The organism is Oceanobacillus sp. HCA-5259, from assembly GCF_037892815.1.
GTDB lineage: Bacteria > Bacillota > Bacilli > Bacillales > Amphibacillaceae > Oceanobacillus > Oceanobacillus indicireducens.
Window position 1 is genome coordinate 39,992 of record NZ_JBBKBV010000012.1, and the last position, 25,852, is coordinate 65,843.

Annotated in this window: 27 protein-coding genes, 1 pseudogene and 1 other annotated feature; of the genes and pseudogenes, 14 read left to right on the top strand and 14 right to left on the bottom strand. The window is 41.9% G+C overall.

The genetic code is table 11. From position 1 onward, the window contains the following. Positions 1 to 24 precede the first annotated feature (24 nt). A complete protein-coding gene (locus WKU33_RS08990; protein WP_336252381.1) occupies positions 25 to 900 on the top strand; it encodes an NAD(P)-dependent oxidoreductase in 876 nt (291 codons plus the stop codon). A 57-nt stretch (positions 901 to 957) separates the two neighbouring features. On the opposite strand, the gene WKU33_RS08995 is transcribed toward WKU33_RS08990, so the two are convergent. The 4 genes from WKU33_RS08995 to WKU33_RS09010 all read right to left on the bottom strand — a co-directional run bounded on the left by WKU33_RS08995 (position 958) and on the right by WKU33_RS09010 (position 4,724). Then, positions 958 to 1,257: a hypothetical protein gene (locus tag WKU33_RS08995; protein WP_156856118.1), complete on the bottom strand. Its 300-nt coding sequence runs from the start codon at positions 1,255 to 1,257 to the stop codon at positions 958 to 960. Between the two features lie 216 nt (positions 1,258 to 1,473). Beyond that, positions 1,474 to 1,671 (bottom strand): cold shock domain-containing protein, encoded by a 198-nt coding sequence (locus tag WKU33_RS09000; RefSeq protein ID WP_156856019.1) that lies wholly within the window; start codon positions 1,669 to 1,671, stop codon positions 1,474 to 1,476. A 333-nt stretch (positions 1,672 to 2,004) separates the two neighbouring features. After that, positions 2,005 to 2,970, bottom strand: a complete 966-nt coding sequence (gene trhO, locus WKU33_RS09005; RefSeq protein ID WP_188857137.1) for an oxygen-dependent tRNA uridine(34) hydroxylase TrhO — start codon at positions 2,968 to 2,970, stop codon at positions 2,005 to 2,007. 146 nt (positions 2,971 to 3,116) lie between these two features. Next, positions 3,117 to 4,724: a long-chain fatty acid--CoA ligase gene (locus WKU33_RS09010; protein WP_340454187.1), complete on the bottom strand. Its 1,608-nt coding sequence runs from the start codon at positions 4,722 to 4,724 to the stop codon at positions 3,117 to 3,119. A 169-nt stretch (positions 4,725 to 4,893) separates the two neighbouring features. Between WKU33_RS09010 and WKU33_RS09015 the strand changes: the two genes are divergently transcribed. Next, on the top strand, positions 4,894 to 5,373 hold the full coding sequence (locus tag WKU33_RS09015; protein ID WP_340454188.1) for a glutathione peroxidase: 480 nt from the start codon (positions 4,894 to 4,896) through the stop codon (positions 5,371 to 5,373). A 96-nt stretch (positions 5,374 to 5,469) separates the two neighbouring features. On the opposite strand, the pseudogene WKU33_RS09020 reads toward WKU33_RS09015, so the two are convergent. The 8 genes and pseudogenes from WKU33_RS09020 to WKU33_RS09055 form a co-directional block, all read right to left on the bottom strand. Further along, positions 5,470 to 5,656 (bottom strand): annotated as a pseudogene (locus tag WKU33_RS09020) (DUF6366 family protein). A gap of 130 nt (positions 5,657 to 5,786) precedes the next feature. Then, a complete protein-coding gene (ddlA, locus tag WKU33_RS09025; protein ID WP_188857140.1) occupies positions 5,787 to 6,887 on the bottom strand; it encodes a D-alanine--D-alanine ligase in 1,101 nt (366 codons plus the stop codon). A gap of 389 nt (positions 6,888 to 7,276) precedes the next feature. Then, positions 7,277 to 7,669, bottom strand: coding sequence for a type II toxin-antitoxin system death-on-curing family toxin (locus WKU33_RS09030; protein ID WP_340454190.1), 393 nt, complete (start codon positions 7,667 to 7,669; stop codon positions 7,277 to 7,279). A 3-nt stretch (positions 7,670 to 7,672) separates the two neighbouring features. Further along, positions 7,673 to 7,924, bottom strand: a complete 252-nt coding sequence (locus WKU33_RS09035) for an AbrB/MazE/SpoVT family DNA-binding domain-containing protein (protein WP_229782670.1) — start codon at positions 7,922 to 7,924, stop codon at positions 7,673 to 7,675. Between the two features lie 267 nt (positions 7,925 to 8,191). Beyond that, entirely contained in the window at positions 8,192 to 8,593 is a 402-nt protein-coding gene (locus WKU33_RS09040; protein ID WP_340454194.1) for a hypothetical protein, read from the bottom strand. Between the two features lie 492 nt (positions 8,594 to 9,085). Beyond that, positions 9,086 to 10,525 (bottom strand): proline--tRNA ligase, encoded by a 1,440-nt coding sequence (proS, locus tag WKU33_RS09045; protein ID WP_336252379.1) that lies wholly within the window; start codon positions 10,523 to 10,525, stop codon positions 9,086 to 9,088. Between the two features lie 339 nt (positions 10,526 to 10,864). Next, positions 10,865 to 11,091: a binding site (T-box leader), on the bottom strand. 55 nt (positions 11,092 to 11,146) lie between these two features. Continuing rightward, the gene (thiD, locus tag WKU33_RS09050) at positions 11,147 to 11,980 is read right to left on the bottom strand and encodes a bifunctional hydroxymethylpyrimidine kinase/phosphomethylpyrimidine kinase (RefSeq protein WP_188857143.1); all 834 of its coding nucleotides are present in this window, start codon (positions 11,978 to 11,980) and stop codon (positions 11,147 to 11,149) included. 46 nt (positions 11,981 to 12,026) lie between these two features. Continuing rightward, positions 12,027 to 12,509 (bottom strand): DUF456 domain-containing protein, encoded by a 483-nt coding sequence (locus WKU33_RS09055; RefSeq protein ID WP_156856030.1) that lies wholly within the window; start codon positions 12,507 to 12,509, stop codon positions 12,027 to 12,029. 595 nt (positions 12,510 to 13,104) lie between these two features. Here WKU33_RS09055 and ehuB point away from each other — a divergent pair. The 4 genes from ehuB (at position 13,105) to ehuA (ending at position 16,269) form a co-directional block, all read left to right on the top strand. After that, the gene (gene ehuB / locus WKU33_RS09060) at positions 13,105 to 13,980 is read left to right on the top strand and encodes an ectoine/hydroxyectoine ABC transporter substrate-binding protein EhuB (protein ID WP_340454197.1); all 876 of its coding nucleotides are present in this window, start codon (positions 13,105 to 13,107) and stop codon (positions 13,978 to 13,980) included. 139 nt (positions 13,981 to 14,119) lie between these two features. After that, entirely contained in the window at positions 14,120 to 14,782 is a 663-nt protein-coding gene (locus WKU33_RS09065; RefSeq protein ID WP_340454231.1) for an amino acid ABC transporter permease, read from the top strand. Beyond that, positions 14,779 to 15,480 carry an ectoine/hydroxyectoine ABC transporter permease subunit EhuD gene (ehuD, locus tag WKU33_RS09070; protein ID WP_156856032.1) on the top strand — a complete coding sequence of 234 codons (702 nt, stop codon included), beginning with the start codon at positions 14,779 to 14,781 and terminating at the stop codon, positions 15,478 to 15,480. The genes WKU33_RS09065 and ehuD overlap by 4 nt, the downstream gene beginning before the upstream one ends. 18 nt (positions 15,481 to 15,498) lie before the next feature. Continuing rightward, complete coding sequence (gene ehuA / locus WKU33_RS09075) at positions 15,499 to 16,269, top strand: ectoine/hydroxyectoine ABC transporter ATP-binding protein EhuA (protein WP_156856033.1); 771 nt, start codon at positions 15,499 to 15,501, stop codon at positions 16,267 to 16,269. A 69-nt stretch (positions 16,270 to 16,338) separates the two neighbouring features. Here the strand turns inward: ehuA and murB are convergent, their stop codons facing one another. Both murB and WKU33_RS09085 read right to left on the bottom strand, forming a co-directional pair. Beyond that, a complete protein-coding gene (gene murB / locus WKU33_RS09080) occupies positions 16,339 to 17,253 on the bottom strand; it encodes a UDP-N-acetylmuramate dehydrogenase (RefSeq protein ID WP_340454198.1) in 915 nt (304 codons plus the stop codon). 256 nt (positions 17,254 to 17,509) lie between these two features. Next, on the bottom strand, positions 17,510 to 18,307 hold the full coding sequence (locus WKU33_RS09085) for a histidinol-phosphatase HisJ family protein (protein ID WP_336252373.1): 798 nt from the start codon (positions 18,305 to 18,307) through the stop codon (positions 17,510 to 17,512). Between the two features lie 228 nt (positions 18,308 to 18,535). Between WKU33_RS09085 and hisZ the strand changes: the two genes are divergently transcribed. The 8 genes from hisZ to hisC are packed head-to-tail and all read left to right on the top strand — an operon-like array spanning position 18,536 to position 25,457. Then, positions 18,536 to 19,762: an ATP phosphoribosyltransferase regulatory subunit gene (gene hisZ / locus WKU33_RS09090; protein WP_188857148.1), complete on the top strand. Its 1,227-nt coding sequence runs from the start codon at positions 18,536 to 18,538 to the stop codon at positions 19,760 to 19,762. Between the two features lies 1 nt (position 19,763). After that, a complete protein-coding gene (gene hisG, locus WKU33_RS09095) occupies positions 19,764 to 20,399 on the top strand; it encodes an ATP phosphoribosyltransferase (RefSeq protein ID WP_336252372.1) in 636 nt (211 codons plus the stop codon). Next, positions 20,396 to 21,676, top strand: a complete 1,281-nt coding sequence (gene hisD / locus WKU33_RS09100) for a histidinol dehydrogenase (protein ID WP_188857150.1) — start codon at positions 20,396 to 20,398, stop codon at positions 21,674 to 21,676. The genes hisG and hisD overlap by 4 nt, the downstream gene beginning before the upstream one ends. After that, positions 21,676 to 22,260: an imidazoleglycerol-phosphate dehydratase HisB gene (hisB, locus tag WKU33_RS09105; protein ID WP_188857151.1), complete on the top strand. Its 585-nt coding sequence runs from the start codon at positions 21,676 to 21,678 to the stop codon at positions 22,258 to 22,260. The genes hisD and hisB overlap by 1 nt, the downstream gene beginning before the upstream one ends. A gap of 17 nt (positions 22,261 to 22,277) precedes the next feature. After that, a complete protein-coding gene (gene hisA, locus WKU33_RS09110; RefSeq protein WP_336252371.1) occupies positions 22,278 to 23,006 on the top strand; it encodes a 1-(5-phosphoribosyl)-5-[(5-phosphoribosylamino)methylideneamino]imidazole-4-carboxamide isomerase in 729 nt (242 codons plus the stop codon). Beyond that, entirely contained in the window at positions 22,996 to 23,760 is a 765-nt protein-coding gene (hisF, locus tag WKU33_RS09115; RefSeq protein ID WP_336252370.1) for an imidazole glycerol phosphate synthase subunit HisF, read from the top strand. Before hisA ends, hisF begins: the two co-directional genes overlap by 11 nt. Before the next feature lies 1 nt (position 23,761). Further along, positions 23,762 to 24,403 carry a bifunctional phosphoribosyl-AMP cyclohydrolase/phosphoribosyl-ATP diphosphatase HisIE gene (hisIE, locus tag WKU33_RS09120; protein ID WP_188857154.1) on the top strand — a complete coding sequence of 214 codons (642 nt, stop codon included), beginning with the start codon at positions 23,762 to 23,764 and terminating at the stop codon, positions 24,401 to 24,403. Beyond that, positions 24,396 to 25,457: a histidinol-phosphate transaminase gene (gene hisC / locus WKU33_RS09125; RefSeq protein WP_336252369.1), complete on the top strand. Its 1,062-nt coding sequence runs from the start codon at positions 24,396 to 24,398 to the stop codon at positions 25,455 to 25,457. Before hisIE ends, hisC begins: the two co-directional genes overlap by 8 nt. Positions 25,458 to 25,852: the final 395 nt, after the last annotated feature.

The following is a 25,852-nucleotide window of genomic DNA, read 5'->3' on the forward strand; positions in this document are numbered from 1 at the left end:
AAATGATGGAAAGGGGAAGAACGAATGACACAAAATACACTCAAAAATATTGGTTTTATCGGAACAGGAGTTATGGGAAAAAGTATGGCTTCTCATGTCTTAAAAGCTGGCTACAATGTAACCGTCTACACACGGACCAAGCATAAGGCTGAAGAACTGCTTGCTGAGGGAGCGACTTGGGTGGATACCGTGAAAGAACTAGCAGCAACTGTTGATCTAGTTATCACGATGGTTGGTTACCCAAGTGACGTCGAGGAGATTTATTTTGGAGAGGAAGGTATTTTACAAAATGCGCGTGAACATACATACGTCGTTGATATGACAACATCAAAGCCATCTCTAGCAGTAAAAATTTATGAAGAAGCAAAGAAGCGGAACATCCATGCGCTTGATGCACCTGTTTCCGGTGGTGACATTGGGGCGAGAAACGCGAAGTTAGCGATTATGGTCGGAGGAGACCAAGCTGCATTTAACAACATGCTGCCGATTTTTCAGATGATGGGTGAAAATATTATCCACCAAGGGGAAGCTGGAGCAGGGCAGCACACGAAACTTGCCAATCAAATTACAATTGCAACGAATATGATCGGTGTAGCTGAAGCACTTGTTTATTCGAAAAAAGCCGGTCTCAATCCAGAGCGAGTTCTGGACAGCATCAGTACCGGAGCGGCAGCAAGCTTCTCCCTATCACAACTTGGTCCGCGTATGTTAAAAGGCGATTTCGCACCAGGTTTTTACGTAAAGCACTTCATTAAGGATATGACGATTGCACTTGAGGCTGCTGAAGAAATGGGATTGTCTACACCAGGACTTAAACTCTCCCTCGAACTGTACAAAGAACTAGCGGAAAAAGGGGAAGAAGACAGCGGCACACAAGCATTGATAAAGCTATTTGAATAACAATCACGAGCGGGTGGATTAGCCAGTTGCTGTTTCACCCGCTCCTTTGCATGTCTTTCAATTATCCAGTTTTTCGCTCTCCTCTTGAACAACGAATGCTAAATCATCATTGCCGAACAGCTGAAGGACTTGGAGAACCGTTACAGTTGGAATCTCATCTGCTTCATTTTTGGGGACGGTTTCCTCTACCACTTCATCCAAGATTGCGTTATTCAGCTGATTTGGATAGGCCTTATTATATAATTCCTGGGCATCCAGATTATTATTCACACACCACTGCGCGAAAATAAGAATCATCATCCGTTCGTCGTTCTGATAATTTTCAATGACACGTTTTTCCATTTCTTTTGCATTCATGTCTTTCGCATCCATAATATTCATTCACCTGCTTATCAATATTAACAAAGGCGCTAAAGCCGGACGTGGCTAACCCTTGATACCTAAGTTCTCACGGTATTTTTATTTTATCATGCATTAACGGCCTGTAATACCCCCACTGAATGAAGTTTCACTTTATAGTTTCTTATATTAAAAAAAGCTTACCTCCACTGGAAGTAAGCTTTTGTATTTGAATTATAAACGAACTACGTTAGCCGCTTGTGGACCACGGTCGCCTTCAACGATTTCGAACTCAACTTCTTGACCTTCTTCTAAAGTCTTGAAGCCTTCAGCTTGGATAGCTGAGAAGTGTACGAATACGTCATCGCCATCTTCACGCTCGATGAAACCGAAACCTTTTTCTGCATTAAACCATTTTACTTTACCAGTCATTTAAATGACCTCCTTTTCAATTTCGTGCAAAGTAATTGAATCTGTAATACTTTTACACCACTTGAAAAAGAGATCGTAAAGTATTTTTATTCCAATTCCCATTTGCACCTTCTACTTTACATGGTCGCTCGGAAAAAAGCAAGTATTTTTTATTACTCTCCCTTAAGAATCCGTTAACATTTCAGATTTTTTGCATTTATTACGCCAGATTTATTACCATTTTTTTGGAAAACCGTTTAATTAAATAGCGTTAACCATAGTGTACTTATTGCAAAGGAATTAATACGTGATAAAAATAAGAACTCCCTTATATCAGGAAGTTCTTATTTTTTATTAAGCATGCTGTTTTTCTTCTTCAAGTGCACGCAGGCGTTCTGCGACTTCTTCTTCAGACAGGTTATGCTCTTTCACGTAAAGGTTGCGCGGAGTGACACGGCACTCATGGGAGCAGCCGCGCAGATACTTGTGCTCATTCTCTTCAGAGCAGAGCATTTGTCTATTACATTCCGGGTTAGCACAATTGACATAGCGTTCGCACGGCTGCCCATCAAAGAAGTCTTTTCCGACAATGACATGTTCTTTTTGGTTGACTGGAACAGAAATTCGTTCATCAAATACATACATTCTTCCGTCCCAAAGGTCACCCTGCACTTCCGGGTCCTTCCCATATACAGCGATTCCGCCATGAAGCTGAGCAACATCCTCAAAGCCCTCACGAACGAGCCAACCTGAGAATTTCTCACAACGGATTCCACCAGTACAATACGTCAATATTTTCTTCCCTTCGAACATGTCGCGGTTCTCACGGACCCACTCAGGCAGTTCGCGGAAAGTTTCGATATCCGGACGAATAGCGCCGCGGAAATGACCGAGATCATATTCATAATCGTTACGAGCGTCAAGAATGACCACGTCATCACGTTCCATAGCCGCACGGAACTCTTTCGGCTCCAAATATTCGCCAGTAAGCTCATGCGGATCAATATCATCCTCAAGACGCAATGTCACCAGTTCTTTACGTGGGCGGACATGCATTTTCTTAAACGCGTGACCTTCATGCTCATCAATTTTGAACATCATGTCTTGAAAACGTTCATCTGCATGCATCATATCCATATATTTTTGAGTTTGTTCAACTGTTCCGGATACTGTACCGTTGATTCCTTCTTCGGCAACTAAAATCCGGCCTTTCAATCCTACTTCTTTACAGAACTTCAAATGTTCTGCTGCGAAGGTTTCGGGGTCTTCAATGTATACATATTTGTAGTACAGCAAGACCTGATATTTTGATTTCTCCATTGTGTGTTACCACCTATCATTTATATTTGCAAGATACAAATGTTTGGTGTTTGTGTTATTTATCATCTTGCATAAGAACTAGTATAACAAAAATAAGGAAAAATAAAAAGTGGGTTAGCACTGCTATTTCGTGCCAACCCACCATCTTATAACGCAAGCTGCTCTTCAACTTGTTCTCGTAATGCCCGCTTTAAAAATTTTCCAACTGAAGTCTTTGGTATTTCATCCATAAACAATACTTCATCCGGTAACCACCACTTGGCAAATTGTGGCTCTAAATATTCGAGCATCTCCTCTTTCGAAAGCTGTACACCATCGTTTAATACAACACACGCGACAGGGCGCTCCTGCCATTTTGGATCAGGGATGGCAACAACTGCTGCTTCGAATACATCGGGATGTGCCATAAGCGCATTTTCCAAATCAACCGATGAAATCCATTCGCCACCACTTTTAATCAAGTCCTTCGTTCGGTCAACAATCTTCACGTAGCCTTCTTCATCAATTGTTACGACGTCTCCAGTGTGGAGCCAACCATCAACAAAAGAACTTTCACTTCTGTCATCCTTATAGTAAGAGTCAGCAATCCACGGCCCACGAATGAGTAGCTCGCCCATATCCTGCCCATCCGCCTTCACCTCGCCATTATCATTAACAATTTTTACTTCAACACCTGGAACAACCCTTCCTTGAGTCGCCCGCAATTTTAATTTTTCTTCATAAGAAAGATTTGCCTGGTAGCTCTTTAATTTAGCAACCGTGACAACCGGGGTCGTTTCTGTCATACCATACGCATGAATAAAAGGAATACCGTGTGTTTCTTCAAATGCTCGAATCATTCCTTCCGGTGCAGCGGAACCACCACATAACACGGCACGTAAACTGTTTAAATTATAATTTCCTTGTTCCAATTCTTTTAAAAGTCCTAACCAAATCGTCGGCACTCCTGCTGTAATCGTTACCTTGTTATCTTCAATCAATTCAGCTAGTATTTGGGGCGTCGGCATTGGGCCAGGGAGAACTTGTGATGCCCCGAGCCAAGTCGCTGCAAAGGGGATTCCCCAAGCATTGACGTGAAACATCGGAACAACTGGCATCGCAATATCCTGCTCGGACAGTCCAGCCGTATCTGCCAGGGACAGAGCCATGCTATGAAGGTAAAGTCCCCGGTGCGAATAGATGACCCCTTTCGGTTTGCCGATTGTAGCGGACGTATAACATAATCCGGCCGGATCATTTTCTAAAATATCATCGCGGAACGGGAATGTCTCATCACCACCCGCAAGCAATTCCTCATAGGAATAAATTGGGTCTAAAGCAGATTCTGGGAGTGTATCGTCATCGGTCATGACGATAAATGCTTCTACTGTATGAATGTCATCTTTAATTTGCTCTATTAATGGAAGGAGATCAACATCAATCAGCAATACTTTATCTTCGGCATGATTAATAATGTGGATTAAATGTTCTTTCGATAGACGCAAATTGATGGTATGCAAAACAGCACCAATACTCGGAATCGCAAAATATGCCTCCAAATGACGGTGATGATTCCATGCAATCGTACCCACCTTGTCCCCTCTCGCAACACCTAATCTGTCTAATATACTGGCTAGTGACCGTGTGCGAGAGACAAATTCTCCATATGTGAATGTCCATATCTCTTTCTGGGTTCGAGAGATGATTTCCTTCTTCGGAAAATATTTTTCAGTGTGCTGAAGCATTGCTGGTAAAGTTAATTGTGTATCCATCATGTTTTTCATTTCCCCCTTTTTTAATACAACCTAAATGAATGCGCTTACAGACCTTATTCTAAGTATTCATTACAATTTGTCAAGTTGGAAATGTTCTTTAAAATATCTTAAGCTGTTTTTGACAGTTGTTATGGTACTTGCTATCCTTCTTGTAAGGAGGCTGATGTTCATGAGTGTCTATGAATACCATGCAAAAACAATTCGCGGCGAGGATAAGTCCCTCAGAGACTATGAAGGAAAAGTGCTACTTATTGTAAATACAGCAAGTGAGTGTGGATTCACGCCACAACTTCAAGGTTTACAGAGGCTGTATGATGAGATTGGCAATGATAATTTTGAAATCTTAGGTTTCCCTTGCAACCAATTCGGTGGTCAGGACCCTGGATCAGACGACGAGATTGCTGAATTCTGCTCCGCTAATTATGGTGTTTCTTTCCCCATGTTCAGTAAGATTGATGTAAAAGGTGAAAACGCTCATCCATTATTCAAGCATTTAACAAGTGAGCAAAAGGGAATCTTAACAGAAGATATAAAATGGAACTTCACAAAATTCCTCGTTAATAAGAATGGTGAAGTAGTAGATCGTTTCGCCCCTCAGAAAGAACCGGCAAAATTGAAAAAGGAAATCGAGGAATTAATTGATGCTTAATTTTTGCATCGTGTAAATAGCCTGTTTTACAAAAGTGCTCCGATTACATTCTGAGCACTTTTGTATCTCTGAAGGGACTGTATTTTATATGAACATTCATCTCAATAGAAAATATGCACCAACAAGAATGAGGATGAGGATAAGAATTCCAGTACCCTTCCAGCCTAAACCACCGACAAAATCAGCAAGATTGCCCCCCCTGTATACTGCTGGATGATTTTTTTAATTCCTCTTGTCTCAGCTTTTCTCTTCTCATTTCAGGGGTTTCTTTATCCTTGTTCATATTAAATTCACCCTCCCTATCCACTTATACGTTAGCCTTACCACTTAAGTTTCAAAATCCAATAACTCCAACAAAAAACACACCCTATTTCTATCTAAGATGTGTTCTTCGCTTTAATTAATTTAAATTACTATTCCGTTTCAAACGAACTTTCAAGTCCCGCATCCCGTTCATGACGTTGAATTGCCAACTCAATCAACCGGTCGATAAGCTCGCTGTACGGAATGCCGGAGAGCTCCCATAATTTAGGATACATACTGATTTTAGTAAACCCTGGAATCGTGTTGATTTCATTAATAATAATTTCATTTGCTTCCGTTAAAAATACGTCAACCCGCGCCATTCCTTCACAATCCAATGCTTGGAAAGCCTTAACTGATACATCCTGGATTCCTTTCACTTGGTTGTCATCTAATTTTGCCGGGATTTCCAATGTTGCTCCACTTTCATCGATATACTTCGCTTCATAGGAATAGAAGTCATTGGTCGCAACAATTTCGCCTGGAATGGAAGCTTCTGGATACTCATTTCCCAAGATAGAGCATTCGATTTCTCTGCCTTGGATTGCCTCCTCAATTAAAATCTTGTGATCATATTTAAAAGCCTCAGCTACAGCCTCTTCAAACTCTTCCGCCGACTCGACTTTACTAACACCTACCGAAGAGCCCTGGTTTGCTGGTTTAATAAATAATGGCAGGCCAAGATTTTTTTCTATTTCTGCAAAAGAGATATTTCCTTTCGTTGCACGGGTGAACGTGTAAGACCCAGCAACTTTGAGACCTGCATCCTTTAGAAGGCGTTTTGCAACATCCTTATCCATACTGATTGCTGAGCCTAATACGTTCGAACCGACAAAGGGAATATTTGCAACACGCAGCATTCCTTGAATACTTCCATCTTCCCCGAGCGTTCCGTGCAGGATTGGAAAAATAACATCGAGCTGATCAAGGGCTGCCGAGCCATTAGCCTTCATTAACTTTTTATCCGCTTCACCCGGTACGAAGGCAACCCCTTCATTTGATTTATTCAAGGCAATCAACTTCGGATCGTTGGCATTTAACAGAAACTGTGACGAATCATGCAAATGCCATCTTCCCTCTTTATCGATTCCGATTAATGTAACATCATATTTATCTTTATCCATTGCTTCTAATACATTTTTTGCCGATTGCAACGAAACTTCATGTTCCGCTGATTTCCCGCCAAAAATCAAGCCAACTCTTTTTTTCATGCTCTAATCCTCCAAAATGATTTCATTAGCTATATTTATTCTATAGCCCAGCTATACGTGCATGCATCTTTTAACACAATTATACTTTTATATTTTATCATTAGGTGACCTAAGTGACAAAGGGGAATAAAGTGAAACTTCATTCAGTGGGGAATCTTTTCCTCCCCACTGAATGTTAGTTGAACAGAATCACGCATTTACGGACTTGTATACCCCCACCTTCACATGATAGGCTTCCCTCATGTTTAGAGGTGGGAATATTACAGACCGTTAATGCGTGATAAAAAAATAACCACCTAGTATCAATTAGTGTGGTTAACTCCATATTAATATCTAATACAGTATTTAATCATTCGGACTAGACGGTTAATTACCATCTATATTCTTAATTACCTTGGTTCAATGTGCTTTTCTATCCAATCCGCAGTATCCTCAATTTCCGGCTTTTTAACCACTAAATAAACAGTATAATCTTCAGCTTCTTTTTGACTAGCTTTAAATTGGTATCCATTTACCCATAAAAACTGTTTCATGCATGCGAAACTCGTTCTTTTATTACCATTATGGAAAGCATGGTTTTGCGAAATACTAGCATACAAAGCCGCAGCCTTTAACCATATTGTAGGGTATGCATCTTTACCAAACACTGTTTGTTTTGGTCTTTCTATTGCACTAAACAGCATATTTGTATCTTTTACGCCTATTTGTTCTTCTGGGGTATAACGTTTTATCACGGCAGCATTTATAAAAATAACTTCCCTGTCAGTTAGATATCGGACCATTATTTATCTGTCTGAAAGGTTTCTCAGTGTATCATCATAGTTTTCAAAAAGGTCTTCTAACCCTTCTAAAAACTCCTGGTCTAAAAAATCCATATTTACAGGTCTTTTTATAGACACACTGCCGTCATTCTCCAATATAAATTTAACATCATCACCTTGCTTTACTTTTAAGTGATTCAATACTTCCTGTGGAATCGTTACCCCAACGCTATTACCAATTTTAGTAATTTTCCTCTCCACTTCACTCACCGCCATTTCTTCTCCTCCCATTCTTCTCGAAAATGGCAAAGTTTAAACCGCAAAAAAAGCTTTACAGTACTTACTGTAATAACATTACATCTAAATTATAACTCAGAAGTGCAAAAAATACAATTTTTTTTTTTAAGATTTGTCAAGTATTTTAAATGGAAGTTTTATTTCGCAAACTCAGCTTTGAATAAATAAACGACATCAAAACACTGCATGAAGGCGAGCTTGTGTTGGCGGATATTGCATACTCTGATGATGAATTTGGAATATCTTCTATTTCAAACTCGTTTTATGAAGACCCCGAAGCGAATATGGAGGAGTTAAAGGAGTATCTCGGGTTGTGAGAGAAGAGACACCATCTTCATCACCTACCCCAATATGGAATGTTTGCTGCTCGTCAACTCCATCTATTTTGGTTGCGAAAATAATCAAACCCGTTTCGTCTACCGGTGACGTTAGATAACCTAGCTGATCATCGACTAATTCCCCTTGCTCATATTTTTCTACCCACATGGATACTTCCTCATAGTCCTCGTTATTGAAGTCAAACAGGAACGATTGGTTTGTTAGCGTAGAGAGTATAGTTTCCTCCCTATCACTTACATCAACTGCTGCAATAATATTAGAAGCGTTGTCATCACAAGCACTCAATGTTCCTACTAACAAAATAAACATCAGAATTCCCAAAAGTTTTTTCATTAGAGAATCACATCCTTCGTTTCCGTTTTCTACTTTACTGCTTGAAAATATTAAAAGTTATCCTCTCCACCAACAATGACAGAGCGGTGAGAGCTCGTATAATTATCATAGCGGTTAGAGATTATCATTGTAAACAAAAAAGGTAAGCCGACCAGGTCAAAACCTGATTGACTCACCTTTAAACAGTCGATGTCACTTTTGATTTACATTCAGCTCCATCGACCAGGAACTGTCCGAACTTCCTGCACCTACATTCGATAAAGAAGACTTGCCGAATGATCTGTATGAGGCTTAGTCGCCCTTATACCCTTGTGGTGAAAGTCAACATCGGCTCAAGGAGAAAAAGAAGGCCGACTAAGAACGGGCCAAGGCCCAACTCACGTCTCCCCCTAAAGGGGCATGTTTCCTTTATCTCATTGCGTCGAAGTCCAATTCGGCCGTTCCTAAACGTTCGATGTCACCTTTGATTTAATAAGCCTTCGCCCAAATAACCATCTCTTTCGCTGGTTTACCACAGCACACACAAGTTTCCGCTAACTTCTCTTGTTCAAAAGGAATACAGCGGGAGGTTGCGGTTGTTTCTTCTTGGATCTTCTCTTCACACGCTTCGTCTCCACACCACATTGCTTTTAGGAAACCGCCTTTTTCCTCAAGCATTTCTCTAAATTCTTCCATCGTTGTAACAGAAGTTGTCTTCTCGTTACGATGTGCGAGTGCCTTGTCGTAAAGGTTTTGCTGGACTTCATCAAGCAATTCCGGTAGACGCTTTTCCAGATCAGCAAGTGCGACAAATTCCTTCTCACCGGTATCACGGCGTACAAGGACAACTTGCTCCTTCTCAATATCTTTCGGTCCTAGTTCAATACGAACTGGGATTCCCTTCATTTCATATTCATTAAATTTCCAGCCTGGCATCTTGTCGCTTGCGTCAATATCGACACGAACAAGACCTTTGAGCTGATCACGCAAGTCATACGCTTTATCTAGTACGCCTTCCTTATGTTGTGCAACCGGAATAATCATCGCCTGTGTCGGAGCAATCTTCGGAGGTACAACTAAGCCGCGGTTGTCCCCGTGAACCATAATCAATGCTCCCATAATTCTTGTGGATAGCCCCCAAGATGTCTGGTGAACGAATTGACTATCCCCGTTCTCATCCAAGTACGTAATATCAAAAGCTTCCGCAAAGCCAGAACCGAAATGATGGCTCGTTCCAGACTGCAATGCTTTCCCGTCATGCATTAACGCTTCAATCGTTAACGTATATTTTGCTCCAGCAAATTTTTCACTATCTGTCTTCTTTCCCTTATATACCGGGATCGCCATATAGTTCTCAACTAAGTCTGCATAAGTATCAAGCATTCTCGCTGTTTCAATTTCCGCATCTTTGTCAGTTGCATGTGCCGTGTGCCCTTCCTGCCAGTGGAATTCGGAAGAACGCAGGAATGGGCGAGTTGTCTTCTCCCAACGCACGACGTTCGCCCACTGGTTATAGAGCTTCGGAAGATCGCGGTACGAATGAATATGCCTTGAATAATATTCACAGAACAACACTTCAGACGTTGGGCGGACAGCGATTCTTTCTTGCAGTTCTTCATCTCCGCCATGAGTCACCCAAGCTACTTCCGGCGCGAATCCTTCCACGTGATCCGCTTCTTTCTGCAGCCAGCTCTCCGGAATAAACAATGGGAACTGCACATTCGTATGGCCCGATTCTTTAATCATGCGATCCAATTCATCTTTAATATTTTCCCAAATCGCATACCCGTATGGGCGGATAATCATCGTCCCTTTAACTAAACCGTAATCGACTAACTCGGCCTGTTTCACAACATCGGTATACCACTGTGCAAAGTCATCTTCCATCGCGGTAATCTTTTCCACAAAGTCTTTATTCTTTTTAGACAAATGAAACACCTCTTTACGTTATTTTAAGTATGTGTTCAAAAAGGAGGATAAAAAGGACCGAGGTCGGCTAAGTTCGCAACGTCCTGTTGCAATGCCGACACTAGCACGTCCTGTGCGTCGAAATTCGAGGCGGCGAAAGCTCCCGGCACCGGAATGTACGTTAGTAGGTACATGAGGAGCGGAAAAGCGAGCCAACGAGTTTCCACAGGAGGTGGTGAGTTCTACGTTGTCCACAGGACGTGGACGATCTTAGTAGAACCTCCCCTTTCGCGAAGTTTCATTTTTACCGGACTTTTTGAACAACCTCTTTTACCAATAAAAAAAGACCCCTATCATATAAAAAGGGACCTTCGTGTGGTGGTACCACCCTTATTTGCATGAAAAGTCATGCACACTTCCTTCGAATAACGGCTCTACACCGCGCACATCTTACAGACTGTCTCTTCGTCTATACGAAGTGCGAACTCAGACGGCAGGTTCTAACTTCTGTCTCCCGGAAATTCGCACCGACCATTTCCTCTCTGAAAAAGACAGCAAATTGTACTATTCCGCATCAACGTTTCCACATATTTTCTCTTTTCTAATATATAGAAAGTAGGGGGTAAAGTCAAGCTATCCCCCCTACTGAACCTTCTCTACTTTAATATCGAACGCATCGCCGTATTTCCGCTGGGCAGCATGATAGGTCGGCCCAACCATTTCGGTATACGTGAACCCATGATTGATTGCTGTTGTTACAAATTTCTTCGCATGCTCCACTGCATCTTCCACGGTTTCGCCCTTCGCAAGGTAAGCTGTAATTGCCGCAGAGTAAGAGCAACCCGCTCCGCTCGTATTAACTGTGTCAATACGCGGCGCTTCAAATAAAGTAAGTGTCTTCCCGTCATATAATACATCGACAGCAGGCCCATCCAGCCGGCCACCTTTCACGAGCACATACTTAGAACCAAGCTCATATAAGTCAATCGCTGCTTGTTTCAATGCTTCCACATTTGTTATCTCTCGCTCACCCAGCAGAAATCGCGCTTCTGGAATGTTCGGTGTAATAATGGTTGCAAGTGGGATAAGCCGCTTTTTCAACGCCTCAATTGCATCATCTTTCAAAAGCTTCGAATCAAGTTTCCCGACCATAACTGGATCAATAACAACCGATTTAATATCCGATTGTTCAATTAACCCTGCGACCACATCAATTACTTCTTTAGAGAATAACATCCCCGTTTTTAAGGCATCCGTCCCAACCTGGCGCATCGCAGTATCAAATTGTGCTTCGATTGCTTCTATCGTCTGCGGATGGACGTTTTTCCCTGTTTCCGGGTGTTTCCCAACGATAGCTGTAACAACACTCATTCCATAAACATCAAGTTCTTGGAATGTTTTCAAATCTGCTTGGATTCCCGCACTCCCGCCTGCTGCAGAACCCGCGATCGTAATAACTCTTGCAGGATATTCCATAAAGCATTACTCCTTTAATTTCAACTATCAATTATTTTAACACACGCTAAAAAATAATGAGAATAAAAAACCAGACAATCATTACGAACTGTAAAATCACTTTTGCGAACGATCCACCCAAAAATCCGATCAACGATCCAATCGAAGCCCGGAATGCCTCATTTACCGTGCGCTTCATCAACATTTCTACGATGAACACAACAAGAAATGGGACATAAATAATTCCAAAGGGCGGTGTAATAAAGGAACCGATAATAACAGCAACGGCAGCCGCGCGTTCCCCTGCTTTACTGCCCCCGAACCGTTTCACAAAGTAACTGTTGGCAATGATATCGGAACTGATTAGCAGAATCGTTATCACAATCATTGCAAGCCAAAATAACGTATTCAGTTCGCCACTGTCAATACCAAAGTGAAAAATTATGAAACCTAACCAGATAAGTAGTACGGATGGAATAATCGGAAATACAATCCCGATGAAGCTACCGATAAATAATAAGACGATGACGATCCAAAGGATAATTTCCATGAAAGGACACTCCCATTCTATCTATTAACTACGGTGTAACTGGCTAGTAACAGCCCGATTGGTTCAACTCAACAAACTTCAGTGGATTAAAAAATGCACATTAAATGAAAGTCCAATTTATCACGCACTAACGGTCTGTAATATCCCCATCTCTAAAAATGGGTTAAGCTCAAGATGTGAAGGTGGGGGATATACAGTCCGTAAATCCCTGATTCTGTTCAACTAACATTCAGCCGGGGGAGATAAGGAAACCCCCACCGAATGAAGTTTCACTTTATCTTTTTTCTTATTTCAATCTTAATGACTCTTAGCTTCTCTGTCCATATTATTTTTATTCTCTTAAAAGTAAATCTCGGGGAAACCTGCGTAAATGAGATGATATGGAAGGATGTTTTTGTATATCCAAATGAGGTATGGATTATTCCGAAATTTGAAGGCTAACCGATTTTTTTCTCATTTTATCATGTTTGAGAGAAAACATGTTTATCGGTACCATTGTAACAACATTAAAATATAGAGTGCTTTTTTACCCGATGTTTTTATTATGAACAAAAGGGAATAGAAGTATCAAAATTCTTAGGAGGTCAATAGCAACGTGAAACGATTAGGGGTTTTAGTTTTAGCGGGCTTATTAGTTTTACTTGCAGCATGTGGTTCTGATAATGGAAATGGTGACGGTGCAGGTAAATTAGAGGCATTAAAAGAAAGCGGTACCGTAACAGTCGGCTTCGCTAACGAAGCACCATATGCTTATGAAGATAATGGTGAATTAAAAGGGGCTGCCGTAGATATTGCACAAGCAGTATTCGAAGAGCTTGGTATTGAAAATATGGATTCACAGTTAGCTGATTTCAGTCAATTGATTCCAGGTGTTCAAGCTGGACAATTTGATGTTGTAACAGCCGGCATGGCAATACAACCTGCACGCTGTGAGAACGCACTATTCGCCGAACCGGAAATGCAATACGGGGAAGGCTTAGTTGTACCAGCAGGAAACCCGAATGATATTCATAGTTACAAAGATATAGCGGATAATCCAGATTTAACTGTCGTGGTCATGGAAGGCGCAACAGAGATTGGTTTCTTACTGGATGAAGGTGTTAGTGAAGATCAAATCACGACTGCTTCAGACATCCCATCTACTTTCTCGGCCGTTCAAGCTGGTAGAGCGGATGCAACAACCGGCACCGAAATGACGGTAAGAATGGCGCTTGAATCGTTTGATTCCGATGATCTTGAGTTTGTAGAGTCATTTGAACAACCCGATATTGAAGGTGTGCCAAGTTACGGCGCTGCTGCCTTCAGTCTAGATAATGAAGAATTACGTGATGCTTACAATGAGGTATTAGCAGAATTAAAAGAAGATGGAACCGTTGCAGAGCTACTTGAAGCGAATGGATTTAATGGTGAAACAAACTTTGTAGCAGATGGAGAAGTGACGACAGAGCAAGTGTGTAATGGTGAAGAGTAAACGTATCCGTTCACTTCAAGAACGAATAATGCAGTAACTTCATAAGGTCCGGTTCCTATCCAGGGCTGGACCTTTATTTTTTCGCGTGAATATGGAAGCGTACAACAATCTATTACAAGATAAATAAGGAGTGATTATCATTAATGCAGTAATCGAGGTTTTTCCTCAAATTGCACGGGGTCTTGGTGTAACTATTACAGTTCTAATTGCTGCGTCCCTATTAGCCTATATAATGGCCTTTGTTGCCGGACTCTCTAAACTATCAAATAACGTATTCATTCGTAAAGCGACCGGGTTTTACGTGGAAATCTTCCGTGGAACCTCACTTATTGTTCAATTGTTTTGGCTTTACTATGCAATTCCGATGCTATTTAATATACCACTCGGTACCAACTGGTGGATCGGGGTCATTGCAATCGGACTGAACTATGGTGCATATCTTTCAGAAGTGGTTCGCTCGTCCATCGTTGCAGTAGATAAGGGACAAACAGAAGCGGCTATTGCCCTTAACATGACAAGTTTCCAACGTATGCGACTTATTATTTTTCCGCAAGCAGTTCGCATGATGCTCCCTGAGTTTGGTAATTATACGATACTCATGTTGAAAAGTACTTCGCTCGTTTCCTTGATTGGTTTACGGGATATCCTCTATTATGGAGATATTATCCGAAGTACGAATGCATCGATTACCCCGCTTGTTTATACATTCGTACTCGTGCTCTACTTCCTCCTTGCTTTACCATTAATTTGGTTGACAAGGAAAGGAGAAGGTATTGCAAAGAAAGGGGTAGCTAGTTCATGAACACAACCTATTGGAGTTGGGATAGATTTTTTGAAGCACTCCCTTTCATTTTAGATGGTTTAGGCTTGACAATTTTCCTAACCATTTCCTGTTTCATATTTGCGCTCGTCTTTGGATTCGTTTGGACATTCTTAAGAAGAATACCGAATCGACCATTTAACTGGATTGTATCGTGGGTCATGGAATTTATCCGTACAACCCCGCCACTTGTACAGTTATTCTTCATTTATTATGCATGGCCGGTCATGCCTGTAGTCGGTACAACATTAAGCCCAGTGCAAAGTGCTATTCTTGGTCTAGGACTTCACTACAGCACCTATATTTCCGAAATCTATCGCTCAGGAATTGAAAGTGTTGAAAAAGGGCAATGGGAAGCAGCTCAGGCACTTAACCTTAGCACCCTCGATAAATGGAGAAAAGTCATTTTACCACAGGCGATTCCGCCAACAGTACCGATGCTTGGAAACTACTTTATTATTTTATTTAAAGAGGTACCACTTGTTTCAACAATTAGTGTCGCTGAAATCTTATTGTTAGCGAACACATACGGAGCGAGGAATTGGGCTTATCTAGAGCCACTTACAATTGTAGGTATTATATTCCTGCTTCTAAGCTATCCTTCCTCCATACTGATTCGGAAGCTGGAAGATAGGATGAACACAAGATTCGATAAAAATGCATTAGCCAAAAGTTCATAGAGGAGAAGTGATGAGAAAATGACTGCACCTATTGTACAATATCGGGATGTTTGTAAATCATTTGGCGATGTTGAAGTATTAAAAGGTATTAATTTAGATATCAATCCAGCGGAAAAAGTTGCAGTAATCGGACCGAGTGGTTCCGGTAAAACAACGATCATCCGCTTATTGATGACACTCGAAGAACCAACCTCAGGAGATATTATCGTTAGCGGGGAAAATTTATGGAAAATGGAAAAGAACGGGGATATGGTACGCGCTAATGAGCACCATTTACGTAAAGTACGTGGTGACATTGGCATGGTTTTCCAGCATTTTAATCTATTTCCGCATATGACAATTCTGGAAAACTGTATGACGGCTCCGATTCATGTAAAGAAAGAAAACAAAGAAGAAGTACGAAAGCGTGCAATTGAAATGCTTGAGCGTGTAGGTCTTGGGGACAAAATTGATAATTACCCAAGCCAGCTCTCTGGTGGTCAAAAGCAGCGTGTCGCGATGGCAAGGGCTGTTGTCATGCGTCCGAAGATTATGCTCTTTGACGAGGTCACTTCAGCCCTTGACCCCGAGCTTGTCGGCGAGGTGCTGGAAGTGATCCGCGACCTTGCCCAGCATGAGGATATGGCGATGGTGCTCGTGACGCATGAGATGGACTTTGCATTAGATATCGCGGATAAAGTACTCTTCCTTGATGAAGGTGTCATTGCAGAGCAAGGATCAGCAAAAGAAGTAATTGAGCATTCACAAAATGAACGATTACAAAGCTTTTTAAGCAGATTCCGCAGCTAACTTGACTGCGAACACAAAACCACCAGATGCCAGCAATAATACGGCATCCGGTGGTTTTTTATCGTTATGTTACTGTTTTTCTTCTCCTATAATCCGGACTTCCCTTTCAAGGGCTACTCCGAATTTCTCATATACTGTCGCTTGCACATGTTCGATCAGCTTAATATACTCGTTTGCTGTTGCATCATCGACATTCACGATGAAACCGGCATGCTTTGTGGAAACCTGTGCGCCGCCAATCTGGACGCCTTGGAGATTGCTGTCCTGAATAAGCTTTCCAGCGAAATAACCGGGCGGACGCTTGAAAACACTCCCGCAAGATGGATATTCGAGGGGTTGCTTCGATTCCCGCTTCTCCGTCAAATCATCCATTACAGCTTTTATCTCCTCATAAGCGCCTTCCTTTAAATCAAAAGTCGCCTCAAGAACGATATAGCCGTTATCCGGAATGTTACTTGTACGATAATTTAGATCCAGTTCGTCCGCTTGCAATGTCTTCAGTTCCCCGTCTTTCGTGCAGACGAGGGCACTTCTAAGGACGTCCTTCACTTCCCCGCCATAAGCACCTGCGTTCATATACAACGCACCACCGACAGAACCAGGGATACCGCAAGCAAATTCAAGTCCAGACAGCCTTTCTTGTAATGCATACCTAGAAGTATCAATAATTCTTGCACCACTTTCCGCAATAACCGCGTCACCTTCTCGTTTAATCGAAGAAAGTTTCTGCAAGTTCATGACGATCCCACGGATGCCACCATCCCGGACAATCAGGTTCGACCCATTGCCAAGTAAGGTGAAATCGACATCTTCTTTATTCGCAAGGCGCACAATCTCCTGCACTTCACCATAGTTCTCCGGCGTCACATAATAATCGGTTTTCCCACCAAGTTTTGTATACAGATGTTCCTTTAATGGCTCATCTTTTAATACATTTTCTTTTGCTGTTATACGAATTAATTTATCATAAATCGAATCCTTCATCGTCAATGCCTCTCATCCTTTTATCACAAATTCCTTTTACGTTAATCACGCATTAACGGTCTGTAATATCCCCTTATCTAAACGTGAGGGAAACCCAAAATGTAAAGGGGGATTAACAGTCCGTAAATACCTGATTCTGTTCAACTACCATTCAGCGGGGGTGGTAAGGATACTCCACTGAATGAAGTTTCACTTTATCAAATTTTACTCGCTTCTATAGTGTAAGATATTGTGATAAATCTTGCCACAAAAATCATTAAATTATTTGATCAATCCGATGAAATTCAGGCCTGCCAGCCGTATACGTTGCAACATATTCAAATCCGGCCTCTTTCAAATTCAGAAGTGCTTCCGGAAATGCAAAAGCCAACGTATCCGGCACGTGGGAGTCGGAACCTAAAGTAATGATTTCCCCGCCACATTCTTTATACAGCTTTAATATATCAAGGCTCGGCATACCGCTATCAAGCCCGTATCTTGTACCGGATGTATTAATCTCAATTCCTTTCCCTGCCGGAATAATTTCCGCAAAGATTTCCCGGATAATTTCATGGAAATTACGCTTACTTTTCTCCGTCGTATAGCGTTTCACCAGGTCCAGGTGCCCGAGAATACTAAATTGCTTATATTCCTTTATACAGTCAATCAGCTCCTGGTAGTAAATCTCATATGCCTCGTCCACTGTCTTCCCTTCGAAAAACGCTCCAGAGTGTAAATCTTTCCTTTCTGTCGCATGCACCGAAGCAATGACGAAATCAAACACTTCTTCTTTCATCATGCTTTCATATTGATGAAGAACATGCGGTTGGAGTCCAATTTCCACTCCTTTTTTAACCCGCATCCTTCCTTCGTATTTCTCCTGAAGCTCTTTAATCTTCCTATCATACTCTTTTAAGTCAAATTCGAAAATCCAATCTTTATCTGGATAATCATAATCGATATGATCGGTGAAACAAATTTCTTGAAGTCCTAAGTCAATAGCTTTTTCAATTGTTTTCTCCATTGGTGTGTCACAATCTGCGGAGAATGTACTATGCATGTGATAATCAAACACGAATCCTCGCTCCTTTATTCTTGTCCTTCTGTTAATCTATTATTTTATCACGTATTAACGGTCTGTAATACCCCACTGAATGAGTTTCACTTTATAATAATTTACGAAAGAATGAATTGACTTTCTTCTTCATAATTATTATAATACTATATAACTTTAATTAGATGAAGTGGTAAAGCATTAAATTGATACAATAAATAATAATGTTTCAGAGGGAAGGAGATTTGCATGCGACAAAATAAGGAGAAATTAAGCAACCAAGCGGTCCAGAGTTATAAAATCAAAAGCCAGCTCATCCGTAAATTAAGAACAAGGTTCGCCACGTACGGTTATGAACAAGTGCATACACCTGCTTTTGAAGACTATGATACGTATGCCTCCATTCAGAAGACAGTGAATAAGGATGAAATGATTAAGGTGATTGACCGCAGCGGGAAAGTGCTCGTTCTCCGCCCTGACGGCACAATACCAATTACTCGATTGACTGCCTTAGACCGAGAGATTAATGGGAGTGAACAGCGGCTATTTTATATTTTCAATGTATACGGGGAACAGAATAGTAATGGAACGAATAAAGAGAGCACACAAGCTGGCGTCGAGTTGTTCGGTAACAAGCGACCAGAAGCGGATGCGGAAGTCATCGCCTTAGCCGTCCATACATTAAAGGAAATCGGTTTTGACAATTTTAAACTGGAAGTCGGGCATGCAGGATTCTTCAAGGAATTGGTGGATCAGGCAAACCTTGCGGAAAATGAATTACAGCAATTGCAGGAATTAATCCAGTCAAAAAACTTGGCGGAAATGGAACCATTTTTAAAGCAGCTCCAGATTCGTGATGAATTACAAGAAGCACTCTACGCGATTCCCCTACTTTATGGAAATCCGCAAGCAGTTCTGGAGGAAACGAAAGCGATTATTAAAAACGAACGCATGCAAGAAGTTTTAAATAATTTAAAAGATGTAATAGAGGTCCTTACCGATTATGACCTGTTAGAGCATTTGACACTAAATCTCGGGTTAATCAATAATATGCATTATTATACCGGCGTTATTTTCCAAGGATTCGTTGAAAACATTGGAAAACCAGTCCTAATGGGCGGGCGTTATGATCAGCTTGCGGAACAATTCGGTAAAGCGATGCCGGCGATCGGGTTTGCCTATAAGGTCGATGTCGTCCTTGAAGCACTTAAGCAGCATCAACTAATCAAAGACGATAACAACCCGCCATTACAAATTTACTATGTTCCAGAAGAAAGACGAAATGCATTTTCGGCGGCAAAACTACTCAGGGAACAAGGCTATGCTGTCATTACAAAGCCATTTGCCAAGAATGCACAACAGGCTGGAATCCTCTTTCAATCAAATGGGAGAGTTATTGTAAATGGAAATGAGCAGCAAGTGGAAACAAATGAGGAATTGCTTAACCTTGCAGAACTAGCAACAGGAGGTGTCTAATATGGAAAAACTCACCATTGCCCTTGCAAAGGGGAGGCCAGCAAAACATACAATCGAAACACTAGAAGCGGCTGACATGCAGTTCATTGATTTCCATGAAAAGAGTCGGAAACTCGTATTCTACAATGTCGACGAGTCAATTAAATTAATCTTTGTAAAAGCGGTCGATGTGCCGACCTATGTGGAAAGAGGTGCAGCTGACATCGGGATTGTCGGTAAAGACAATATCTTAGAATCGCGAGCAGAAGTGTATGAACTGCTTGATCTTGGTATCGGAAAATGTAAATTTTCTGTTGCGGGCTTCCCCAATTATTCGATAGACGCGAACCGGCCACTCACCGTAGCAACGAAATATCCCAATGTTGCCGAGAAGCATTTCAGCCGGAAGGGACAGGAAATTGAAACAGTGAAATTAAATGGTTCCGTTGAGCTGGCTCCGCTTATTGGTCTAGCTGATGTTATTGTCGATATCGTCGAAACCGGCAACACGTTAAAGGAAAATGGACTCACGGTACTGGAAGACATTGATGATATTAGTACCCGCTTAATTGTAAATAAAGCTAGCTTCGCGACAAAAGCGACGGAAGTAAGAAGCTTTATCGATCAACTAAACAATGCATTGGAGAGAACACCATGAAAATAATCACTGCAGAAGAGTTTGCTAAAAAGTGGAACGACCGAACAGAGATTGACACAAATGAAGCGGCTCTCGATGAAACGGTGCTCGAAATTATTCGCACGGTTCGAGAGAAAAAAGATGCTGCTTTATATGCGTATACGGAGCAATTTGACGGAGCAACGCTTGATGACCTCCTCGTACCCGAAGAAGAATTTTCCGAGGCTGAAAAAATTGCAGCGCCAGAGCTTGTCACTGCTTTAAAAGAAGCCGCAGAAAATATCCGCAATTACCACTCAGAGCAAAACGAAAAGTCATGGATGATTTCACAGGATAAAGGGATTCTACTCGGTCAGAAAGTAACCCCAATTGAACGTGTTGGTGCTTACATCCCTGGTGGGAAAGCCGCCTACCCATCGACGGTATTAATGACGATTATTCCAGCGCAAATCGCCGGAGTGGAAGAGATTACAATTACGACGCCGCCGGACAAAGACGGAAAAGTGAATCCGTACGTCCTTCTTGCTGCGAAACTCATTGGGGTGGAAAGGATTTATAAAGTTGGCGGTGCCCAGGCTATTGCAGCGCTCGCTTACGGTACAGAAACTATAAAACGAGTCGATAAAATCGTCGGACCAGGAAATGCATATGTCGCCCGGGCGAAAAAATGGGTATACGGCACCGTCGGCATCGACATGATCGCCGGACCAAGTGAAATTTGCGTTATTGCGGATGCAGAAGCGAATCCCCGTTATGTCGCGGCTGACTTGTTATCTCAAGCAGAACACGATGAATCTGCAAGTGCCATTTGTGTTACGACAAGCAAAGAACAGGCAGTGGCTATTCAAAAGCAAGTTGCCGAGCAAACGGAAAAATTAGAACGGAAAGAGATTATCCAAGCATCAATTGAAACGAACGGAAAAATAATCATTGCGAAAGATTTGACTGAAGCGGCAAATGTATCCAATAAAATCGCCCCAGAGCATTTAGAATTGATGGTTGAGCACCCTATAGAACTCTTGCCAAAAATTAAGCATGCCGGAGCAATTTTCTTAGGAAACTATTCCCCCGAACCGCTCGGAGATTATTTCGCCGGACCGAACCATACGTTACCAACAAGTGGAACAGCCCGCTTCGCCTCCGGACTCGGTGTCTATGATTTTGTTACACGCTCAACAATCATCAGCTATCCACAAGAGGCGTTCGTTGCTGCAAGTGAGTCGATTAAGACATTAGCAACAGTAGAAGGATTAACAGCCCATGCCAATTCCATCCAAGTGAGAAAGGACGAATTATGATGCGCACATTTGAAATATCAAGAGATACATCAGAAACAAAAATCAACCTCAAATTGAATATCGACGGAAAAGGGAATAGCGAAATCGTTAGCGGTATCGGCTTTTTTGACCATATGTTAACCGCGATGACGAAGCATGGATTATTTGACTTAAAAGTAAAATGTGATGGAGACTTGGAAGTAGACCAGCACCATACTGTAGAAGATATCGGTATCGCGCTTGGCCAAGCATTCCGGGAAGCACTCGGAACGAAAGAAGGAATCACGCGATATGCGCACGTAACATCGCCAATGGATGAGGCATTAGCAACTGTTGCCCTCGATATTAGTAACCGTTCCTATCTCGTCTATAATGTAGAAGGTTTAAAGGACAAAGTCGGTAATTTTGATACTGAGCTGGTGGAAGAGTTTTTCCAGGCCTTTGCAAGTAATTCTGGAATTACGCTACATATCAATCTGGCGTATGGACGGAACAGCCACCATATTATTGAAGCAATTTTTAAAGGATTCGGCCGTGCTCTAGATCAAGCAACATTGAAAAATGCACGTATTGAAGGAATTCCATCAACCAAAGGTGTCTTATAGAGGAGAGGAGATTATTCATGATTTTATTCCCAGCTATTGATATTCTTGGCGGCAAATGTGTCCGCCTTACGCAAGGTGATTATAATAAAGAGAATATTTACAGTGAACAACCAGTCGAGGTAGCAGCTGACTGGGAGCAAAAAGGGGCAGCATTCATCCATATCGTCGATCTCGACGGTGCGAAAACTGGAAGGTCTGTTAACAAGGAACTGATTGCTGAAATCGCCCGAACTGTTTCCATTCCCATTCAAGTCGGTGGTGGCGTTCGTTCCATCGAAGTCATTGAAGATTATTTAGAAAATGGTGTGAGTCGTGTCATCATCGGCACAGCCGCCATTCAAAACAAAGTGTTTTTACAAGAGGCGATTGAGCAGTTCGGTGAGAAAATTGCTGTCTCTATCGATGCCCGCAATGGTTTTGTTGCAACAGATGGCTGGACAAAGGAAAGTACGGTAAAAGCACTCGACCTCGTGAAGGAGCTTGAGGCAACCGGTGTGAAGACGATCGTTTATACGGATATTTTAAAAGACGGAATGCTGCAAGGACCGAATTTCGAGGAGCTTGAGGCAATCAATGAGGCAACTACCATTGATGTCATTGCTTCCGGCGGGGTGACGGCGGAAGCAGATGTACGTAAATTGGCGGAGAAAGAAATGTACGGAGCGATAATCGGCAAAGCTCTATATGACGGCACTCTTGATTTTACTCGCTTAGTCGATCCGGTTGGTAAAGAATATGTCGACTAAAAAAATCATTCCCTGCCTCGATGTGAAGAACGGCCGAGTCGTCAAGGGACAACAATTTCAAAACATTCAAGAAGTCGCCGAGCCCGTAGAACTTGCTAAGCGCTATAACAAGTCCTTAGCAGATGAGCTTGTTTTATATGATATTACAGCCTCCGTTGAGAAGAGAAATATTTTCCTTGATATCGTTGAAAACATCGCCGCCGTCATTGATATTCCGTTTACAGTAGGTGGTGGTATACGCACCGTCCAGGATATTGAAAAAGTTTTACAAGCTGGAGCGGATAAAGTATCGATCAATAGTGGAGCCATTGGAAATCCAGCATTCATTCAGGAAGCAGCAGAAGCATTCGGCAGCGAGAAAATCGTCTTTGCCCTTGATGCAAAAGAAGTCTCTCCAGAAAAATGGAACGTTTTTTCCAGCGGAGGACGAAGCGATACTGGAATCGATGCGATCGAGTGGGCCATCAAAGGAGCGAACCTCGGAGCCGGTGAGATTGTTGTCAATGCGATTGATGACGACGGTGCAAAAACAGGTTATAATCTCGCGCTAACGAAAAAAATTGCGGAAGCCGTGGCTGTTCCCGTTGTTGCTAGCGGCGGGGCGGGAACATACGAACATTTTAAAGATGCTTTGACCGATGGCAGAGCAACTGGTGCCCTTGCAGCTTCAGTCTTCCATTACGGTGAAATTGATATCCCAGAACTTAAAGCATATCTCGAACAAGAAAATATAGACGTAAGGAGAGGTAACTAAAATGAGCGTGCAACCAGATGATTTAACCTATGACGATCAAGGACTCCTTCCTGCCATTGTACAGGATGCAGCAAGCGGGAAAGTACTGACCCTTGGCTTTATGAATAAGGAATCCCTTGAGAAAACATTGGAGACGGGAGAAACATGGTTTTATTCAAGATCCCGAGAAACCCTTTGGAATAAAGGAGAAACATCCGGTAACAAACAACTCGTACAGAAAATCAGCTATGACTGTGACAAAGATGCCTTATTAGTACAGGTACAGCCTTTAGGACCTGCTTGTCATACGGGTGAAGATACATGCTTTTATCAAACAATGACCGAGACGGAATTACCAATTTTCGATATCATCCCACAAGTGATTGCAAAGATTAAAGATCGCAGGAACAATCCAGTACCAGGTGCTTACACGACGTATTTATTTGATAAAGGGATCGATAAGATGCTGAAAAAAGTCGGCGAGGAATCGAGTGAAGTCATTATCGCGGCGAAAAATGAGGATAAACGTGAACTGACGGCAGAGATTTCCGACCTCCTCTATCACCTGCTCGTAGTGATGGAAGAGTCTGGTGTGGCACTAAGTGATATTAAAGCGGAACTCATGGAAAGACATTTAGAAAAGGAAGGACAAAATCGTGAGTAAGTTTTGGAGTAATGCAGTAAAACGAAGTAACCCATATATTCCAGGCGAACAAGTGAACAATCCGGAAATCATCAAATTGAATACAAATGAGAATCCATATCCTCCCTCCCCACTCGTTCTTAAAGCGATTAAAAAGGAAGTCGGTCAATCACTTCGACTCTACCCCAGCCCGACTGTTGATACGTTGAGGGAGGAAATTGCTAACCTTTACGACTTAGGGAAGGAAAATGTGTTTATCGGAAATGGTTCCGATGAAGTACTCGCTTTTTCCTTTATGGCCTTCTTTGAACCTGGGCAAGCGATTCGTTATCCGGATATTTCCTATAGCTTCTATCTGGTCTATGCAAAGTTATTTAATATTCCGGCTGAAGAAATTCCCTTACAGGACGACTTTTCTATCAAGCCAAGTGATTATTATGATTCAGAAGGCGGTGTGATTTTCCCGAATCCGAATGCACCGACGAGTTTGTACCTTAACTTGGCAGGTATTGAAGAGATTTTGCGACATAATCAAGACCGCGTCGTAATTGTGGATGAAGCTTATATCGATTTTGCCGAAGAATCGGCGGTTGGATTGCTCAAGAAATACGATAATTTACTCGTCATCCAAACAATGTCAAAATCCCGTGCCCTTGCTGGTCTGCGCTTAGGATTCGCCCTTGGCTCACCCGAATTGATTGAAGGACTCGTGCGTATCAAGGATTCCTTCAACTCCTATACAATCGACCGTTTAGCTATTGCCGGCGGGGTTGCAGCAATAAAAGACAAAGCATATTTTACAGAGAAGAAGGAAAAGGTTATTGCGACCCGAAGCTGGGTAACAGAAGAATTGGAAAAGCGCGGATTCACTGTTCTACCTTCCCAGACGAACTTTTTATTTGTCACCCATCCGGAGAAAGATGCGGCGCGGCTGTACGAACAATTAAAAGAAAATCTTATACTAGTCCGTTACTTCAACAAACCGGAAATCGCGAACTTCATCCGTATTACCATCGGGACAGATGAAGAGATGAAGACATTCTTTCATGTATTAAATCGGTTGGAAAACTTTTAATAAAGTGAAACTTCATTCAGTGGGGAATTCCTTCCCTCCCCACTGAATGTAAGTTGAACAGAATCAGGTATTTACGGACTGTATATCCCCCACTTTAACATTTTGGTTTTCCCTCATGTTTAGAAGTGGGGGTATTACAGACCGTTAATACGTGATAAAAGATGCAGCACTCTTATGATTCAAGTGCTGCATCTTTTTTCTTAGATATGAATTACAAAATAGAAATACTGTGGATAAATAACTAAAGATGCTAGTATTAGCCACGTCCGGCTCCAGCGCCCAGCAACTATCAAACTTCACACTCCTCCAATCGATAAGTCAACATCAACTCACTGCCGTTCGTTGTGTTTCCTTTATCTCATTCCGGAGTGCTCCAGTTTGTACGTTGCTAAACG

Bases quoted from the DNA above. Each gene is read 5' to 3' on its own strand.
- hisB (WP_188857151.1), top strand. From the start codon at position 21,676: ATGCGCACATTTGAAATATCAAGAGATACATCAGAAACAAAAATCAAC.
- WKU33_RS09000 (WP_156856019.1), bottom strand. From the start codon at position 1,671: ATGACTGGTAAAGTAAAATGGTTTAATGCAGAAAAAGGTTTCGGTTTC.
- WKU33_RS09055 (WP_156856030.1), bottom strand. From the start codon at position 12,509: ATGGAAATTATCCTTTGGATCGTCATCGTCTTATTATTTATCGGTAGC.
- WKU33_RS09015 (WP_340454188.1), top strand. From the start codon at position 4,894: ATGAGTGTCTATGAATACCATGCAAAAACAATTCGCGGCGAGGATAAG.
- WKU33_RS09030 (WP_340454190.1), bottom strand. From the start codon at position 7,669: ATGGTCCGATATCTAACTGACAGGGAAGTTATTTTTATAAATGCTGCC.
- ehuD (WP_156856032.1), top strand. From the start codon at position 14,779: ATGAACACAACCTATTGGAGTTGGGATAGATTTTTTGAAGCACTCCCT.
- WKU33_RS09010 (WP_340454187.1), bottom strand. From the start codon at position 4,724: ATGATGGATACACAATTAACTTTACCAGCAATGCTTCAGCACACTGAA.
- trhO (WP_188857137.1), bottom strand. From the start codon at position 2,970: ATGGAGAAATCAAAATATCAGGTCTTGCTGTACTACAAATATGTATAC.
- hisD (WP_188857150.1), top strand. From the start codon at position 20,396: ATGAAAATAATCACTGCAGAAGAGTTTGCTAAAAAGTGGAACGACCGA.
- thiD (WP_188857143.1), bottom strand. From the start codon at position 11,980: ATGGAATATCCTGCAAGAGTTATTACGATCGCGGGTTCTGCAGCAGGC.
- hisG (WP_336252372.1), top strand. From the start codon at position 19,764: ATGGAAAAACTCACCATTGCCCTTGCAAAGGGGAGGCCAGCAAAACAT.
- ehuA (WP_156856033.1), top strand. From the start codon at position 15,499: ATGACTGCACCTATTGTACAATATCGGGATGTTTGTAAATCATTTGGC.
- hisF (WP_336252370.1), top strand. From the start codon at position 22,996: ATGTCGACTAAAAAAATCATTCCCTGCCTCGATGTGAAGAACGGCCGA.
- WKU33_RS09040 (WP_340454194.1), bottom strand. From the start codon at position 8,593: ATGTTTATTTTGTTAGTAGGAACATTGAGTGCTTGTGATGACAACGCT.
- hisA (WP_336252371.1), top strand. From the start codon at position 22,278: ATGATTTTATTCCCAGCTATTGATATTCTTGGCGGCAAATGTGTCCGC.
- WKU33_RS08995 (WP_156856118.1), bottom strand. From the start codon at position 1,257: ATGAATGCAAAAGAAATGGAAAAACGTGTCATTGAAAATTATCAGAAC.
- hisIE (WP_188857154.1), top strand. From the start codon at position 23,762: ATGAGCGTGCAACCAGATGATTTAACCTATGACGATCAAGGACTCCTT.
- murB (WP_340454198.1), bottom strand. From the start codon at position 17,253: ATGAAGGATTCGATTTATGATAAATTAATTCGTATAACAGCAAAAGAA.
- WKU33_RS09035 (WP_229782670.1), bottom strand. From the start codon at position 7,924: ATGGCGGTGAGTGAAGTGGAGAGGAAAATTACTAAAATTGGTAATAGC.
- ddlA (WP_188857140.1), bottom strand. From the start codon at position 6,887: ATGAAAAAAAGAGTTGGCTTGATTTTTGGCGGGAAATCAGCGGAACAT.
- hisZ (WP_188857148.1), top strand. From the start codon at position 18,536: ATGCGACAAAATAAGGAGAAATTAAGCAACCAAGCGGTCCAGAGTTAT.
- WKU33_RS08990 (WP_336252381.1), top strand. From the start codon at position 25: ATGACACAAAATACACTCAAAAATATTGGTTTTATCGGAACAGGAGTT.